Annotated in this window: 14 protein-coding genes and 1 tRNA gene; 7 read left to right on the forward strand and 8 right to left on the reverse strand. The window is 64.9% G+C overall.

What is annotated here, in order from left to right:
• Positions 1–25 precede the first annotated feature (25 nt).
• On the reverse strand, positions 26–1,099 hold the full coding sequence (locus G0D83_RS23430; protein WP_164197013.1) for a site-2 protease family protein: 1,074 nt from the start codon (positions 1,097–1,099) through the stop codon (positions 26–28).
• Positions 1,100–1,316: 217 nt separating this feature from the next.
• On the opposite strand from G0D83_RS23430, the gene G0D83_RS23435 reads away from it, so the two are divergent.
• Positions 1,317–1,817, forward strand: a complete 501-nt coding sequence (locus tag G0D83_RS23435) for a superoxide dismutase family protein (protein ID WP_164197014.1) — start codon at positions 1,317–1,319, stop codon at positions 1,815–1,817.
• Positions 1,818–1,856: 39 nt separating this feature from the next.
• On the opposite strand, the gene G0D83_RS23440 is transcribed toward G0D83_RS23435, so the two are convergent.
• The 5 genes from G0D83_RS23440 to G0D83_RS23460 all read right to left on the reverse strand — a co-directional run bounded on the left by G0D83_RS23440 (position 1,857) and on the right by G0D83_RS23460 (position 7,469).
• Positions 1,857–2,339, reverse strand: a complete 483-nt coding sequence (locus tag G0D83_RS23440; RefSeq protein ID WP_164197015.1) for a GNAT family N-acetyltransferase — start codon at positions 2,337–2,339, stop codon at positions 1,857–1,859.
• Positions 2,332–3,846 (reverse strand): anthranilate synthase component I, encoded by a 1,515-nt coding sequence (gene trpE / locus G0D83_RS23445; RefSeq protein WP_164197016.1) that lies wholly within the window; start codon positions 3,844–3,846, stop codon positions 2,332–2,334. Before trpE ends, G0D83_RS23440 begins: the two co-directional genes overlap by 8 nt.
• A 4-nt stretch (positions 3,847–3,850) precedes the next feature.
• Entirely contained in the window at positions 3,851–5,698 is a 1,848-nt protein-coding gene (locus tag G0D83_RS23450; RefSeq protein ID WP_164197017.1) for a SurA N-terminal domain-containing protein, read from the reverse strand.
• 37 nt (positions 5,699–5,735) lie between these two features.
• Entirely contained in the window at positions 5,736–6,962 is a 1,227-nt protein-coding gene (locus G0D83_RS23455; RefSeq protein WP_164197018.1) for an aminotransferase, read from the reverse strand.
• A 63-nt stretch (positions 6,963–7,025) separates the two neighbouring features.
• Entirely contained in the window at positions 7,026–7,469 is a 444-nt protein-coding gene (locus G0D83_RS23460; protein ID WP_164197019.1) for a helix-turn-helix domain-containing protein, read from the reverse strand.
• Between the two features lie 103 nt (positions 7,470–7,572).
• Between G0D83_RS23460 and G0D83_RS23465 the strand changes: the two genes are divergently transcribed.
• Positions 7,573–8,454 carry an SDR family oxidoreductase gene (locus tag G0D83_RS23465; RefSeq protein WP_164197020.1) on the forward strand — a complete coding sequence of 294 codons (882 nt, stop codon included), beginning with the start codon at positions 7,573–7,575 and terminating at the stop codon, positions 8,452–8,454.
• Between the two features lie 94 nt (positions 8,455–8,548).
• Here G0D83_RS23465 and gpt read toward each other — a convergent pair whose 3' ends face one another.
• The gene (gpt, locus tag G0D83_RS23470) at positions 8,549–9,058 is read right to left on the reverse strand and encodes a xanthine phosphoribosyltransferase (RefSeq protein WP_108967619.1); all 510 of its coding nucleotides are present in this window, start codon (positions 9,056–9,058) and stop codon (positions 8,549–8,551) included.
• Between the two features lie 72 nt (positions 9,059–9,130).
• Positions 9,131–9,937, reverse strand: a complete 807-nt coding sequence (gene fabI / locus G0D83_RS23475) for an enoyl-ACP reductase FabI (protein ID WP_108965614.1) — start codon at positions 9,935–9,937, stop codon at positions 9,131–9,133.
• A gap of 115 nt (positions 9,938–10,052) precedes the next feature.
• On the opposite strand from fabI, the gene pdxH reads away from it, so the two are divergent.
• The 5 genes from pdxH to G0D83_RS23500 all read left to right on the forward strand — a co-directional run bounded on the left by pdxH (position 10,053) and on the right by G0D83_RS23500 (position 16,063).
• Entirely contained in the window at positions 10,053–10,658 is a 606-nt protein-coding gene (pdxH, locus tag G0D83_RS23480) for a pyridoxamine 5'-phosphate oxidase (protein WP_108965612.1), read from the forward strand.
• A 107-nt stretch (positions 10,659–10,765) separates the two neighbouring features.
• Positions 10,766–11,305: a cold-shock protein gene (locus G0D83_RS23485; RefSeq protein ID WP_095880456.1), complete on the forward strand. Its 540-nt coding sequence runs from the start codon at positions 10,766–10,768 to the stop codon at positions 11,303–11,305.
• Positions 11,281–11,751: a DUF192 domain-containing protein gene (locus tag G0D83_RS23490; protein WP_164197021.1), complete on the forward strand. Its 471-nt coding sequence runs from the start codon at positions 11,281–11,283 to the stop codon at positions 11,749–11,751. Before G0D83_RS23485 ends, G0D83_RS23490 begins: the two co-directional genes overlap by 25 nt.
• 48 nt (positions 11,752–11,799) lie before the next feature.
• A tRNA-Pro gene (locus G0D83_RS23495) sits at positions 11,800–11,876 on the forward strand.
• A 584-nt stretch (positions 11,877–12,460) separates the two neighbouring features.
• On the forward strand, positions 12,461–16,063 hold the full coding sequence (locus tag G0D83_RS23500) for a vitamin B12-dependent ribonucleotide reductase (protein ID WP_164197022.1): 3,603 nt from the start codon (positions 12,461–12,463) through the stop codon (positions 16,061–16,063).
• Positions 16,064–16,065: the final 2 nt, after the last annotated feature.

The raw sequence follows: 16,065 nt of genomic DNA on the forward strand, positions 1-16,065 counted from the left end.
GCGGGGCGCTCATGCCCGGCGTGTCTCAGCCGGCCATGCCGGGGCCGCGCAGCACCATGAGCTCGCCGACGTTTTCGCGGGTGACGTAGCCCAGCACGTGGCTGCCCGCGTCAATCACCGCCACCGCCGGTGCCTGCGCCAGCGCGTCGAGCACCGATTGCAGCGGCGCGGCGAGCGGCAGCTGGGGCACCTCGGTCATGAATTCAGAGACGCGCCGCGTTGCGTGGTCCTCGGCGATGCCGCGAAAGAGCGCGTCGCGGGTCAGGAAACCGGCGAGCTGTCCATCCGGCGTGAGCACGGGGAACTCGTGCTGAGTGGTCCTGATCAAGGTCTGCCCGGCGGTGGCCAGCGTATCCTCGGGCCGCAAGGTCTCGAAGCTGGTGATCATCGCGTCGCGCGCCAAGAGGTCATGCGCAACCGCGCGGCTGGCAACGTCCTGGCTCTCGGCCTGACCGGCGAAGAAGACGAAGATGGCGATGAGGATCAGGATGAAATTGCCCGAACTCAGCCCCCAGAAGGCAAGACCGAAGGCAAGGATCTGGCCGGTGATCGCCGCCGCGCGGGTCGCGCTCACCCGGTCGGTGCGCAGTGCGAGCACCGCGCGCAGCACCCGCCCGCCATCCATCGGAAAGGCCGGGAGCATGTTGAAGAGCGCCAGCGCGAGGTTGATCGAGGCGAGTTGGCTGAGAAAGGCCCCGGTCCCCTCGCCAAGGCGCGACAGAGCGCCCATGTCGGAGTTCGCGCCGAGCAACAGCAGAACCAGCCAGATCGCCACGTTGACCAGCGGGCCGGCAATGGCGACGGCGATCTCCTGCGCGGGTTTCTCGGGCATGCGCTCGAGCCGGGCGAGCCCGCCGATGGGCAGCAGGGTGATGTCCGGGGTCTTGATGCCGAAGCGCCGGGCGGTCAGCGCGTGACCGAACTCATGCGCCACGACGCATGCGAAGAGCGCGAGGATGAACAGCACATTCTGCACCGCCGCCGCCATACCGCCCGCCGACCATGCGGCGACGCCGATCCAGAGCAACAGCAGGAAGAACGTCGCATGGACACGCAGCTCCGATCCGAAAAGGCGGCCGATTGGAAAGGACCAGTGCATGGGGCGTCTCCTTGGGGCTGTGGCGAAACTCGTCCGGGCCTCTTTGCAAAAGATAAAATCGTCGCGGCGTCAGGTTAAGAGGCCCACGCACCGACACGTCCTGCCGCCGCGGTCTTTTCTGCCAGCCCGCGCAACCGAGGCTCTTGCCCCGCGTTGAGGCTGCAGGGCAGGAGGCGGGCTTATCGCGTCGCCGCGCCCTTTGCCAACGGAGGATGTCATGAAAACCATTGCTATTGCCACCGCTCTTTTCGGGCTTGCCGGTGCCCCGGCCATCGCCGCCACCGCCACCGCGCAGCTCGCGGGGACCGATGGCAGCAACATCGGAACCGTCACCGTGACCGACACACCTTCGGGCATGGGCCATGTCGTTGCCGAGTTGCAGGGACTGCCAGAGGGGGCGCATGGCATTCACATCCACGAAACCGGCGACTGTTCGGCGAGCGACTTTACCTCTGCGGGGGGACATCTTTCCGGGGACGCGGATCACGGCGTGATGGCGGAAAACGGCCCGCACCCGGGGGATCTGCCCAATGCGCACATCGCGCCGGACGGATCGCTGACCGTCGAAGCCTTCCTGCCCGATTTCGACGTTACCGAAATGCTTCTGGATGACGACGGCTCGGCCTTCATCGTGCACGCGGGTCCAGACGACTACGAAAGTCAGCCCTCGGGCGATGCGGGCAGCCGGCTCGCCTGCGGGGTCTTCGAGAGCGAGTGACGCAACATCGGCGGGGCGCCTAGGCGCCTCGTCGGCGCATCAAGGGGCCAGGTCGTAGCGCTTGCAGACCGCGCCCTCGGGCTTGCGCCAGGTGCGAAAGCCCATCGCCTCGTAATAGGCCTGACCGCCCGTATTGCCGGCGCCGATATAGGCCTCGATGGCAGGTACCCCCGCAGTCTGCGCCGCCTCTCGGGTGGCGCGGAAGAGGCCCGCGCCGACGCCGCGTCGCGCCGCTCTCGGCGAGACATGGGTGCCGATGAAGCCCCAGCCGCCGGGGGTACCATACTCACTGCCCTCGGAGGTGCGCTTCATGGATTGCAGCCCGAGCAATGCACCGTCGGCGTCCTCGGCCACAAAGCAGCAGATGCCATCGGGGTTCTGCACGTAATGCGACAGCACAAAATCCGCGTCCGCCCGTGCGCTGCGCTTGCCGGCGGACACCAAGTCCTGCAGCAAGCGCGAGAGCGCGGGCGCATCCGCCGGGACCGCCCGGCGGATGCGCCCGCGGAATGGGTCAGCCATTGCCCGAGCCGGTAAAGCGCGCCGCGTCTGCCGCCGCCCGCCGGATGGCGTTCGACTTGTGGACGGTCTCCATGTACTCGGCCTCGGGGTCGCTGTCATAGACCACGCCGCCGCCCGCCTGGATATAGAGCTTTTCGTCCTTCACGATGGCGGTGCGCAGGGCAATGCACATGTCCATGTCGCCGCCCGCGCTGAAATAGCCGACGCCGCCGGCGTAGACGCCGCGCTTCTCGGGCTCGAGCTCGTCGATGATCTCCATCGCGCGGACCTTGGGCGCGCCCGAGACGGTGCCCGCGGGCATGCCGGCAAAGAAGGCCGACAGCGCATCCTGATCCTCGGCCAATTCACCGACAACGTTGGACACGATGTGCATCACGTGGCTGTAGCGCTCGATGGTGAACTGTTCGGTCGGGCGCACGGTGCCGATCTTCGAGACCTTGCCGGTGTCGTTGCGGCCCAGATCGAGCAACATGAGGTGCTCGGCCAGTTCCTTCTTGTCCGCCAGCAGGTCGGCCTCGAGCGCCCGATCTTCCTCGGGGGTCGCGCCGCGCGGGCGGGTGCCGGCGATCGGGCGGATGGTGACCTCGCGACCGAAGACCCGCACGAGGATCTCGGGGCTCGCGCCGATGACCTGGAAGCCACCGAAGTTGAAATAGAACATGAAGGGCGACGGGTTGGTGCGCCGCAGCGAGCGGTAGAGCGAGAAGGGCGGCAGCGGGAAATCCTGCGTCCAGCGCTGCGCCGGCACCACCTGAAAGATGTCGCCCGCGCGGATGTAGTCCTTGGCCTTTTCAACCGCAGCCTTGTAGCTCTCGCGGGTGAAGTTCGACACCGGCTCCCCGACCTCGCGTGCCTCGCCCAGCTCGCGGCCCGCCTGCGGCAGGGCCCGCTCCAGGTCGCGCACGGCGTCCATCACCCGCTCGGCGGCCTGCGCATAGGCGGCGCGGGCGGAAAGCCCCGACTGCACCCAGGCCGGGGCAACCACGGTCACCTCGCCCTTCACCCCGTCAAGCACCGCGACCACCGAGGGGCGCAGCATCACCGCGTCGGGCAGGCCGAGAGGGTCGGGGTTCACGTTGGGCAGACGCTCGACCAGCCGGATCATGTCATAGCCGAGGTAGCCGAAAAGACCCGCCGCGGCCTGCGGCAGGTCTTCGGGCAGGTCGATCTTGCTCTCGGCGATCAGCGCGCGCAGCGAGGCGAGCGGATCGAGGGGCTCGTCGTCGAAGGCCTCGGGGTCGAAGCGCGCTTGGCGGTTCAGCCGCGCCTCCTTGCCGTGGCACTTCCACACGAGGTCGGGCTTCATGCCGATGATCGAGTAGCGCCCGCGGACTTCGCCGCCGGTGACCGACTCGAGCATGAAGGCGTCCTTGGCTGCCCCCGTGAGCTTGAGCATCAGCGACACAGGCGTGTCGAGATCGGCGGCGAGCCTTGTGTAGACGACCTGGTTCTCGCCCGCCTCGTAAGCCCGGGCGAAGTCGTCATAAGAGGGGGTCAGAGATGCCATGGTCTTACCGGAAGTTGGTGTGGACGGCATTCACCGCCTGCTGGTCGATGTTGACCCCGGCGCGTTCCTGAATGTCGGTGACGAAGGCGCGGAAGAGATCCTGCGCCACGCTGCTCGCGGCGCGATCCTTCAGCAGCCCCTCGAGCTGCTTGGAGGCGTCGCTTTCGCGGTCGACAGGGGTCACGGCGTCGAGCTGCATGATCAGCGCCGCACCGTCGCCCGGAAGCGCGCGTGCCTCGCCCGGCTGCATCTCGAAGGCAGCCTCGAGCAGGCCACCCGGCATGTCGGGGATCTGCGCGTCGCGGGTCAGGGTCTGCTCCCGCATCGGCTCGAGACCAAGGTCGGCAAAGCTTGCACCGCCGGCGATTTGCTGCGCCAGGTCTTCGGCCTGCGCGACAAGCATCTCGGTTGTCTTGTCCTTGTCCCAGCCCGCGGCAACTTCGTCGCGCACTTCCTCGAAGGGGCGCGGTGCGGGCGGGCGGATCTCGTCGAGACGAAGCGCGAAGACGCCGCCGTCGCCGAGATCGGAGATCGAGGGGTAGTCGTCCGCGGTCACCGCCTGCGCGGCCTCGCGGAAGGCGTCATATCCGGCGATGGTCTCATCGCTCTGCTGGGTCCAGGCGATCGTGCCAAGCTCCATCTCGGTGTCGCTTGCCAGCTCTTCCAGCGTCGCGCCACCGGCCAGCTCGTCGTCGAGGCTCTGCGCCATGCCTTCGATCACCCGTCGGGCGCGGTCGAGCGCCAGCTCATCGCGCAGCGACGGCACGGCTTCCTCGAACGGGGTCTCCTGCGCATGCAGGATGGCGTTGACGCGGTAGAGCGCCGGGCCGAGGTTCGAGGGCAGCGGGCCGGCGACTTCACCGGTGTCGAGCGCATAGACGCCGTCACCGGCTTCGCCGAGCTCGCCCTTGGTCACGTCGCCGAGATCGGTGTCTGCCAGCTGCAGGCCGCGCTCCTCGACCAGCCCCTCGAAGCCAATCTCGCCCGAGGTGATGCGGTCCATCGCCTGCTGCGCCTCGGCCTCGTTGCCGAAGACGAGGCGCTCGACCAGGCGGCGCTCGGGCAGGTTGAACTCGGCACTGCGCTCGTCATAGGCGGCGCGCAGGGTCGCCTCGTCCAGCTCGACGTTGTCGACGATCATGTCCGGGGTGATCCAGGCATAGGTGATGACCTTGGTTTCGGGCAGGGTGAACTGCGCGACATGGGCGTCGTACCAGGTCTGAAGCTCCTCGTCGGTGGCCACCGGCAGGCCGGTTTCCAGCGCGTCGGCGCCAAGGCGAGCCCAGGTGAAGTCGCGGGTCTCGCCGGCCCAGCCGAGCAGCGTGTCGACATAGGTGTCGGGCAGGGTGGTGCCGGAGTAAACCGCCGAGTTCAGGAGGTTCCGGGCGCTTTCGCTGCGCAGGTCGTCTTCGAATTCGGCTTCGGTGAGGCCGGTGTTGCGCAGCGCGAAGGCATAGCTCTCGCGGTTGAACTTACCGTCGGGACCCTGGAAGGCGCCGACCTGGCTCAGCGCTTCGGCCACCTGGTCGTCGCCGACCGAAAGACCGATGCGGGCGGCCTCGTCGTCGAGCGCGGCATTGGTCACCACCTGCGCCAGAACCTGGCGGTCGAGACCGAACTGCTGTGCCTGATCAAGGGTCATCGGCTGGCCGGTCTGCGCCTCGAATGCGCGCATCTCGTTCTGCAGCGCGCGCGAATAGTCGTTCACCGAGATCTCGGTGTCGCCGACCGAACCGATCCCACGCAGGCCGCCGCTGAAATTCACCGTGCCGAAGGCGCCGAAGCCCATCACCACGAGGATCAGAAGACCCCATACCAGAGTCTTGCCGATGCTGCTCTTGCCGCGTGCCATGCGCTGCCTCTTGATCATGTGTTTCTGGCGTCGGGGTTTACTGGGCCAAGTCCTTGCTCGCAAGGGCTGTCGCGCCCTGCGGCCGGACGGGCCAGTCCAGCGCTTCGAGCCGTCCGAAAAGATCGCCGATCTCTGCGCGGTTCACATTGGCAAAGGCAAAGCGGAATTGCCGGGCGCCGCGCGGGTCGGTCTCCGGCATGAACATGGTGCCCGGAAGAGAAAGGACGCCGGCCTCTCTCACCAGCTTTGGTGCGAGCTGCGCCGAGCTTTCCGCGAAGGGGTGCTCGAGATAGGCGAAATAGGCGCCGAGGCCGAGCAGCTTCCACCCTTTGGCGTCGAGCCGCGGCATGTTGTCGGCGATGGCGGCGCGGCGGTCGAGGATCTCGTCGCGCTCGCCAGCGACCCATTGGGCAAGGTTCCGTAGCCCCCAGAGCGCCGCGCGCTGCCCGAGCTGCGTCGCGCAAATGGCGACAGTATCTAGGAACTTCTCAACCTCGGGCAGGAGGTCTTCGCTGGCGATGATCGCGCCGACCCGGTGGCCGGTGAGGCGGTATGCCTTGGAGAAGCTGTATAGCTGGACCAGCGTGTCACGGCCCTCGGGCGCGGTCAGCAGGTCGTGCGGCGCGCCGCTGCGGCTGTCGAAATCCTTGTAGGTCTCATCGACGATCAGCTTGATCCCGTGCGCGCGTGCGAGGTCGAAGAAGGCCCTCAGGGTCTCTGCCGGATACTCCTTGCCGCCGGGATTATTCGGGGAAACCAGAACAATGGCGCGCGTTCTTGATGTGATGAGGGAAGCGGCCGTCGTCACCTGCGGCAAGAGTTCGGCATCGGTGGGCAACGGCACGGTCGTGACCCCGGACATGTCGAGCCACATCTTGTGGTTGAAATACCAGGGCGTCGGCAGCAGAACCTCATCCCCCTCGCCGCAGAGCGCGCTAATGCAGGCCGCGAAGGCCTGGTTGCAACCAGATGTAATCGCGACGTTTTCCGCTGACACATTTGCGCCATAATGGGCGGACCAATGGCGCGCCAGTTCCTCGCGCAGCTCGGGCATGCCGAGCACCGGTCCGTAGAGGTGGGTGGCCGGATCGGCCAGCGCCTGGCCCATAGCGGCAACAAGCGGCGCGGGCGGCGGGTCGATGGGGGCGGCTTGGCTGACGTTGATCAGGGGCCGGTCTGCAGAAAACGTGACGCTGTCGAGCCAGCGCCGCGCCTCCATCACCGGTGGGGCGAAGGTGGTTTGGGTGCGGCTCTTGCTGGTCATGTGCGGTCTCTCCCTAAGTGTTGCGCGGACGCTATCAGCGGCTCAAGTCAGGGGGAAGAGGGCTCAGGAGACTTCTTCTGCGTCAAAGGCGGCGCGCGCGGCACGGATCGTCTGGTGGTTGCTGTCGGCCCAGACCAGCAGTGCGCCAATGGGCGCCAGCGCCGAGCGGCCAAGCTCGGTGAGCGCGTATTCCACCGAGGGGGGCTTGGTCGGGAAGACCTGCCGGGATACCAGCCCATCGCGCTCGAGCTGCCTCAGGGTTTGCGTCAGCATACGTTTGGAAATGTCGCCAACCTGCCGCTGCAATTGCGAAAATCGTTTTGGGGAGGGCTCCAGAGCGACGAGGATCAGCAGCGTCCACTTCTGGCCGACCCGGTCGAGCACGTCGCGCACGGGGCATTGCGCCTCGTCCTCGGGCGCGCCCGTCCAGGCGGCCATGCTGTCGAGCATTGTGCGGACAGGATCGGAGATCTCTGGGAGGTGGTTCCCTGCGTGTACCCTTGTCATGTGAAAGTGCCTCCTTACGAGGTCATGTTAGAAGGTCTATTTATGAGACCATATCTCGAATCGGAACTCTGCGCCAGTGCAGGGACCTTGGAAAGGAAAGACCATGTCCGACACAGTCGACTACCTCATCACCGGTGCGAGCGGCCAACTCGGCGCGCTGGTTCTGCAGCAGCTCAAGGCGGCTGCGCCGGATGCAACCATCGGCGCGCTTGTGCGCCGCCCCGAAGCGGTTGCCGCTCTCGAAGCACAGGGTTTCACAGTGCGCGTTGCTGCCTATGACGATCCGGCGGCGCTTGAAACGGCTCTCGCTGGGGTCGAGAAATTGCTGCTCATCTCCTCGAGCGAAGTCGGCAAGCGTGCGGATCAGCATGCGAAGGTGATTGATGCGGCGAAGAAAGTCGGCGTGAAGTTCATAGCTTACACCTCGATCCTCAATGCTGACAGCTCGCCGCTGACCGTGCTTCCGGGCGAGCACGTGGCGACTGAACGGGCGCTCGCCGCCTCTGGGCTCGACTACGCGCTGCTGCGCAACGGCTGGTACACAGAGAATTACGTCATGGGCGCGGGTGCGGCACTGGAGCATGGGGCGCTGATCGGGGCCGCCGGAGAGGGCCGCATTTCCTCTGCGGCGCGGGCCGACTATGCGGCGGCCGCCGTTGCGGTCCTCACCGGGGCGACCCCAGCCCGCGGCACGATCTATGAGCTGGCGGGGAGCGAGAGCTACACCCTGGCAGATTTCGCGGCGGCGCTGTCGGAGATCGCGGGCAGGGAGATTCCCTATGTGAACATGAGCGAGGCGGACTACGCTGCGGCGCTTGAAGGCGCCGGCCTGCCGGTGCCGGTGGCGCAGATGCTCGCCGACAGTGACAGCGGCGCGGCGCAGGGAGGACTTTTCAGCGAGAACACGACGCTCTCGACGCTGATCGGGCGCCCGACGACGCCGTGGAAGGACACTCTGACCGCCGGCGTCAAGGTCGAGTCCTGAGGCAGTCGAGCGCAGCTCTCGCGGCGCGGTTTCTGCAAACGGAGAGGGGCGCGGCCAGCACGGCCGCGCCCCTCGGCAGATTTCAGACCGAAGATCAGTCGTTGGTGCCGTGGAACGGCTTGACGTATTGCAGGGCCATGTCCCAAGGGAAGAAGATCCAGGTGTCCTGGCTCACCTCGGTGATGAAACTGTCGACCTGCGGGCGGCCCATCGGCTTGGCATAAACGGTGGCCACATGCGCCTTGGGCAGGTGCTTGCGCACAACTTCCAGGGTGCGGCCGGTGTCGACCAGATCGTCGATGATCAGCACGCCCTCGCCGTCGCCCATCACCTCCATGTCCGGGAACTTGATGACCTTGGGCTCGGACTGCGCCTGGTGGTTGTAGCTCTTGACCGAGATCGTGTCGACGATGCGGACGTTGAGTTCGCGTGCCACGATCATCGCCGGGGCCATGCCGCCGCGGGTGATCGCGACAACGGCGCGCCAATCGCCGCCGCCCTCGGGCTTGTGGCTCTGCAGGCGCCAGGCCAGTGCACGGCTGTCGCGGTGCAGCTGGTCCCAGCTGACGTGGAAGCCCTTTTCATGGGGCAGGCGGTCGGTCATCTCGGGCATGGGGCTCTCCCTGTCGGATGTCTGTCGGTCGGAAGGGCTGGGCCCTTGGTCAGGTGAACGGGCTCAGCCCTTGGAAATGTCGGGCGCGTCGACGGCCTTCATGCCGACGACATGGTAGCCCGCGTCGACGTGGTGCGTCTCGCCGGTCACACCTGCGCCGAGTTCGGACAGCAGGTAGAGCGCCGATCCGCCGACGTCGTCAATGGTCACGTTGCGGCGCAGGGGCGAGTTGTACTCGTTCCACTTCATGATGTAGCGGAAGTCGCCGATGCCCGAGGCGGCCAGCGTCTTGATCGGGCCGGCCGAGATGGCGTTGACCCGGATGCCGTCCTTGCCGAGGTCCTCGGCGAGATAACGGACCGACGCCTCAAGCGCCGCCTTGGCCACGCCCATCACGTTGTAATGGGGCATGATCCGCTCGGCGCCATAGTAGGTGAGCGTTAGCGCGGCGCCACCGTTGTTCATCATTTTCTCGGCGCGCTGCATCACCGCGGTGAAGCTGTAGACCGAGATGTCCATGGTCAGGTTGAAGTTCGACCGGCTGGTGTCGACGTAACGCCCGCGCAGTTCGTTCTTGTCCGAGAAGCCGATGGCGTGGACCACGAAATCGAGATTGTCCCAGCGCTCCTTCAGCCCGTCGAACAGCGCGTCGATCGAAGCCTCGTCGGAGACGTCGCAGGGCAGCACGATGTCCGAGCCCAGTTGCGCGGCCAGCGGATCGACGCGCTTCTTCAGCGCCTCGCCCTGGTAGGAGAAGGCAAGCTCCGCCCCCGCTTCGTGCAGTTTCTTCGCGATGCCCCAGGCAATCGACTTGTCGTTGGCGAGACCCATGATCAGGCCGCGCTTCCCGGCCATCAGAGTGTTTGACATACCTGACCTCTACCCGGCATTGATTTTATTTGTGTCCTTTAGGCGATTGGCCCGGAGGCATCAAGAGTTTGGACGTCCGTTCCGGGCAACGCCCGGCGGGAAAAGGAGACGGAAGATGAGCGATCGGGGCGGAATTTTTGCAGGAGACGACCCTTTCGTCATCGCGCAACGCTGGCTCACCGAGGCCGAGGCGACCGAGCCCAACGATCCCAATGCGATCGCGCTGGCGACGGTGGACGCCGAAGGAATGCCCAACGTGCGCATGGTTCTGCTGAAGGAAATCGAGGCAAATGCCTTCGTTTTCTACACTAATTACGAAAGTGCGAAGGCAGAGGAAATTTTGGGCAGCAGCAAGGCAGCCTTTGTGTTACACTCCAAAACACTGCGGCGTCAGGTCCGGGTTCGTGGACATGTTATTAAGGAGAATGGCCCGCAGGCAGACGCATATTACGCGTCGCGCTCGCTGAAATCTCGTTTAGGGGCATGGGCGTCCAAGCAGTCCAGGCCTCTAGCGTCACGGGCATCGCTAATGGCGGAAGTTGCCAAGATTACGGCGACGAAGGGGCCGAACCCGCCGCGGCCCGATTTTTGGGGGGGATTTCGTATCACTCCCGTAGAAATTGAATTTTGGGCCGATGGCGCGTTCCGGTTGCATGACCGGTTCGTCTGGAGGCGCACAAGTGTTTCGGATCAGTGGACAGTGACCAGGCTAAATCCGTAAAATTCATCATACGCGAAAAGCAATTTGGTAGAAAATATAGGTTTCAATGACTTGCAATTTTACGTCACCCTAACGCAATTGGGGGGCGGGGATACGCAAGACGACCAGTGGAAACGCATTTGACACAAGAAGAGAGTGAAACGCGGCGCGTTCTTGGCCGGGTGAAGTGGTTCGACCCCGTGAAGGGGTTCGGCTTCGTCATCTCGGACGAGGGAGGACCGGACATATTGCTGCATGCGAACGTGCTGCGCAATTTCGGCCAGAGTTCCGTGGCTGACGCCGCCCGCATTGAAGTGAGTGTCCAGAGCACCGAACGTGGCATCCAGGCCACCGAGGTCTTTAGGATTGAACCGCCCGAGGCGCCCGCAGGTGTTCCCCTGGCTGATTTCGAGGAGATCGATCCCGAGATCATCCGGTCGGCGCCGCTCGAGCCGGCCCGGGTGAAATGGTTCGACAAGGCCAAGGGTTTCGGCTTTGCCAATGTCTTCGGTCGCGACCAGGACGTCTTCATCCACATCGAGGTGCTGCGGCGCTCGGGGCTCGCGGATCTGCAGCCGGGAGAGGCGCTGGCCATCCGGGTGATCCAGGGCAAGCGAGGCCAGATGGCCACGGAGGTCTGTGCATGGGAAACCGCGGTGGAGCACTGAGCCTCGCGGCGGCGCTGCTGCTCGGCGGGCAGGCGGCCTATGCCGCCTGCGACGTCAATGAGGTGCAACTCCGCGGCGACTGGGGCAGCGCCCGTTTCGCCGTCGCCGTGGCCGACAGCGTAGAGGAACGCGCGCGCGGGCTGATGTTCGTCGAGCAGATGCCGTCCGCAGCCGGGATGCTCTTCGTCTATGACGAGGCGCATCCGGTGTCCTTCTGGATGAAGAACACGCTGATCCCGCTTGATATGGTCTTTGCCGACGCGCGTGGCGTCGTGGTCTCGGTGCATGAGAACGCGATTCCGGGCGATCTCACGAGCATCGACAGCGGTGCGCCGACCCAATACGTGCTCGAGATCAACGGCGGCATGGCGGCCCGTCTCGGCATCGCCGAAGGCAGCCAGATGCAACACCCGGCAATCACCGAAGCGGCTTGGCCCTGCGACTAGGATTTTCGGCTTTTCAATCCCGGAAGAGCCTTGTATTGGCTCTCTTGTCGGGGCGTAGCGCAGCCTGGTAGCGCGACGGTTTTGGGTACCGTAGGTCGGAGGTTCGAATCCTCTCGCCCCGACCACAGCGCAAGGCGCTCACCCTTCCTCACATCGACATCCTCCTCTCCTAACATCGACGTCCCTTGCATCGCAATCGTCAGGAGGATGGCGCTGTCGCGCGTTTTGGGCTCGGATTGTGACGTGGCGTCTTGCTTAAATGCTGGGCAGAAACGCGTGTCTTTCGTGCATCACACCCGGTCCGGCGGCGCTAATGCCACTGTGGCGCGGTAAGAGACAATAAACCACATCTTGTGCTTATCTGACACAGACTGTGTCAGATGGGCTCTGAAACTTCGAAGGTAGCCGGAGCTGCTGCAGGCACCGGAATTTCGCCACTCCTCTTGAGGGCCCATAGCCCTAGTGCCTTATTTCTGGCGCATCACCAAATATATGGCTGTGGCCGGAATTTTCCGTTGACCGATGACGGGGATGTGAGCCAACTTGTTATCAACGGACCAAGAGCCACAATATGTAGTGGCCTTCCGCAGGGACAGACCATATGGAAACGCCAGAACACGGCGGCGCGTGCGAGAGTGCGTCCGTCGTCGGGCCTCCCGTGCCTTGCAGTCCGAATTTTGATTAGGGTCAGCAGGCAGGGGCAGAGACCATGAAGATCGAGAGACGGTATACCACGGCGGGGCAGGACGCCTATGCGGGCATCGACTTCGTCACCACCACCTCCGAAATACGTAACCCAGACGGCAGTTCGGTCTTCAAGCTGGAGGGCATGGAGGTGCCCGCCGGCTGGAGCCAGGTTGCTTCGGACGTGATCGCGCAGAAGTACTTTCGCAAGGCGGGCGTGCCCTCGGCGCTGAAGAAGGTGAGGGAAGCCGGTGTTCCCGAGTTCCTCTGGCGCGCGATTCCCGCCGAGACCGATACACCGCGCGGCGGCGAGACCTCGGCCAAGCAGGTCTTCGATCGTCTGGCGGGTGCCTGGACCTACTGGGGCTGGAAGGGGGGCTATTTCACCACCGAGGCCGACGCGAGGGCCTACTTCGACGAGATGCGCCACATGTTGGCGAGCCAGACCGCCGCGCCGAACTCGCCGCAATGGTTCAACACCGGGCTGCACTGGGCCTACGGCATTGACGGCCCCGGCCAGGGACATTTCTACGTCGACCACAAGACCGGCAAGCTCACCAAGTCCAAGTCCGCCTACGAGCACCCGCAGCCGCACGCCTGTTTCATCCAGTCGGTCAGCGATGACCTGGTGAACGAGGGCGGCATCATGGACCTCTGGGTGCGCGAGGCGCGGCTGTTCAAATACGGCTCGGGCACCGGCACCAACTTCTCGTCGCTGCGCGCCGAGAACGAGCGGCTTTCGGGTGGCGGCAAATCCTCCGGCCTCATGGGGTTCCTCAAGATTGGCGACCGCGCTGCCGGGGCGATCAAGTCCGGCGGCACCACCCGCCGCGCCGCGAAGATGGTGATCGTCGACGCCGATCACCCGGACATCGAGGACTTCATCAACTGGAAGGTTCGCGAAGAGCAGAAGGTCGCCAGCATCGTTGCGGGCTCGAAGATGCACGAAAAGATGCTCAACGCGATCTTCGACGCGATCCGGCAATGGGATGGGGCCGAGGCGGATGGCTATGACCCCACGGTCAACACGGCGCTGAAGACGGCGGTGCGCGAGGCGAAAAAGCTCGCCATTCCAGAGACCTACATCAAGCGGGTTCTGGATTACGCCAAGCAGGGCTACGCCAGCATCGAGTTCCCGACCTACGACACCGACTGGGACAGCGAGGCCTATGCCAGCGTCTCGGGACAGAACTCCAACAACTCGATTCGCGTCACCGATGCCTTCCTGCAGGCCGTGAGGGACGATGCCGATTGGGAGCTCATCCGACGCACCGACGGAACCATCGCCAAAACCCTGAAAGCGCGCGATCTTTGGGAGCAGGTCGGGCATGCTGCCTGGGCCTGCGCCGATCCGGGGATCCAGTTCCACGACACTGTCAACGCCTGGCACACCTGTCCCGAGGACGGCGCCATCCGTGGCTCGAACCCGTGCTCGGAGTATATGTTCCTCGACGACACCGCCTGCAACCTCGCCTCGATGAACCTGCTGACCTTCCTCAAGGGCGGCAAGTTCGATGCGGACAGCTATGTGCATGCCACGCGGCTCTGGACGCTGACGCTGGAAATCTCGGTGCTGATGGCGCAGTTCCCGAGCAAGGAAATTGCCCAACGTTCCTATGATTTCCGGACCCTTGGGCTTGGATATGCCAACATCGGCGGGCTGCTGATGACCATGGGGTTGAGCTATGACAGCGCCGCGGGCCGGGCGCTCTGCGGCGCGCTGACCGCCGTGATGACCGGCACGGCCTATGCCACCTCGGCCGAGATCGCCGCAGAACTGGGCACCTTTGCAGGCTTCGACCGCAACCGGGAACACATGCTGCGGGTGATCCGCAACCACCGCGCCGCCGCCCACGGCAAGTCGGATGGCTTCGAGGCGCTGGCGGTCACACCCGTACCGCTGGATAACGCGAACTGTCCCGACCAAACCCTTGTCGAGCTTGCGAAATCCGCATGGGACGAGGCACTGGAGTTGGGCGAGAAACACGGTTACCGCAATGCCCAGACCACGGTGATCGCACCGACCGGAACGATCGGCCTCGTGATGGACTGCGACACCACCGGCATCGAGCCCGACTTTGCTCTGGTGAAGTTCAAGAAGCTCGCAGGCGGCGGGTATTTCAAGATCATCAACCGCTCGGTGCCTGCAGCGCTGGCGGGTCTTGGCTACACACCCAGCCAGATCGAGGAGATCACCGCCTATGCAGTCGGCCACGGCTCGCTCGGCAATGCGCCGGGCGTGAACCACACGGCGTTGATTGGCCATGGCTTCGGCAAGGCGCAACTCGAGAAGATCGAGGCCGCCCTGGCCACCGCCTTCGACATTCGCTTTGTCTTCAACCAGTTCACGCTGGGCGAGGAGTTCTGCCGCGGCACGCTGGGCATTCCGGCCAAGAAGCTCTCTGACCCCAGCTTCGATCTGCTGCGCCACCTCGGCTTCAGCAAGGCCGAGATCGAGGCGGCGAACGACCATGTCTGCGGGACCATGACGCTCGAGGGCGCGCCCTTCCTCAAGGACGAGCATCTCGGCGTCTTCGACTGCGCCAACCCCTGCGGCAAGAAGGGCAAGCGCTACCTCAGTGTCGACAGCCACATCCAGATGATGGCCGCGGCGCAGAGCTTCATCTCGGGGGCGATCTCCAAGACCATCAACATGCCCAACTCGGCCACCATCGAGGATTGCCAGAAGGCCTACGAGCTGTCGTGGTCGCTGGGGGTCAAGGCCAATGCGCTCTACCGCGACGGCTCCAAGCTCAGCCAGCCGCTCGCCGCGGCGCTGGTGGAGGATGACGAGGAGGCGCAGGAGGTGCTGGAGACCGGCACCCCCGCCGCCAAGGCGCAGGTGCTGGCCGAGAAGGTCATCGAGAAGGTGGTGATCAAGGAGCTGGTGCGCTCGCACCGCGAGAAGATGCCCGACCGCCGCAAGGGGTACACCCAGAAGGCGGTTGTCGGCGGGCACAAGGTGTATTTGCGCACCGGCGAATACGGCGACGGCTCGCTTGGCGAGATCTTCATCGACATGCACAAGGAAGGCGCGGGCTTCCGGGCGATGATGAACAACTTCGCCATCGCGGTGTCGGTGGGCCTGCAATACGGCGTGCCGCTGGAGGAATTCGTCGACGCCTTCACCTTCACCAAGTTCGAGCCGGCGGGCATGGTGCAGGGCAACGACAGCATCAAGAACGCGACCTCGATCCTCGATTACGTGTTCCGCGAGCTGGCGGTGTCCTATCTCGACCGCACGGATCTCGCCCATGTGAAACCCTCGGGCGCGTCCTTCGACGATCTCGGACGCGGCGAGGAAGACGGGCTCGGCAATGTCGAAGAACTGAGCGAAAGCGCCGCAACCCGCTCGCTCGAGGTGCTCAAGCATATCTCTTCGTCGGGGTATCTGCGCAAGCGGCTGCCGCAGGAGCTTTCGGCGCTCGGCACGCTGATCTCCGAGGAGCGCCCGGCGGTGAGCTCCGCGGCAATGAGCACCTCGTCGCTCGCCATGGACGCGCGCACAAAGGCACGCATGCAGGGCTACGAGGGCGAGGCCTGCGGCGAATGCGGCAACTATACGCTGGTGCGCAACGGCACCTGCATGAAGTGCAACACGTGCGGCGGCACGTCGGGCTGCAGCTGAGC

It is taken from the genome of Salipiger sp. PrR003 (assembly GCF_010500785.1).
GTDB lineage: Bacteria > Pseudomonadota > Alphaproteobacteria > Rhodobacterales > Rhodobacteraceae > Salipiger > Salipiger pacificus_A.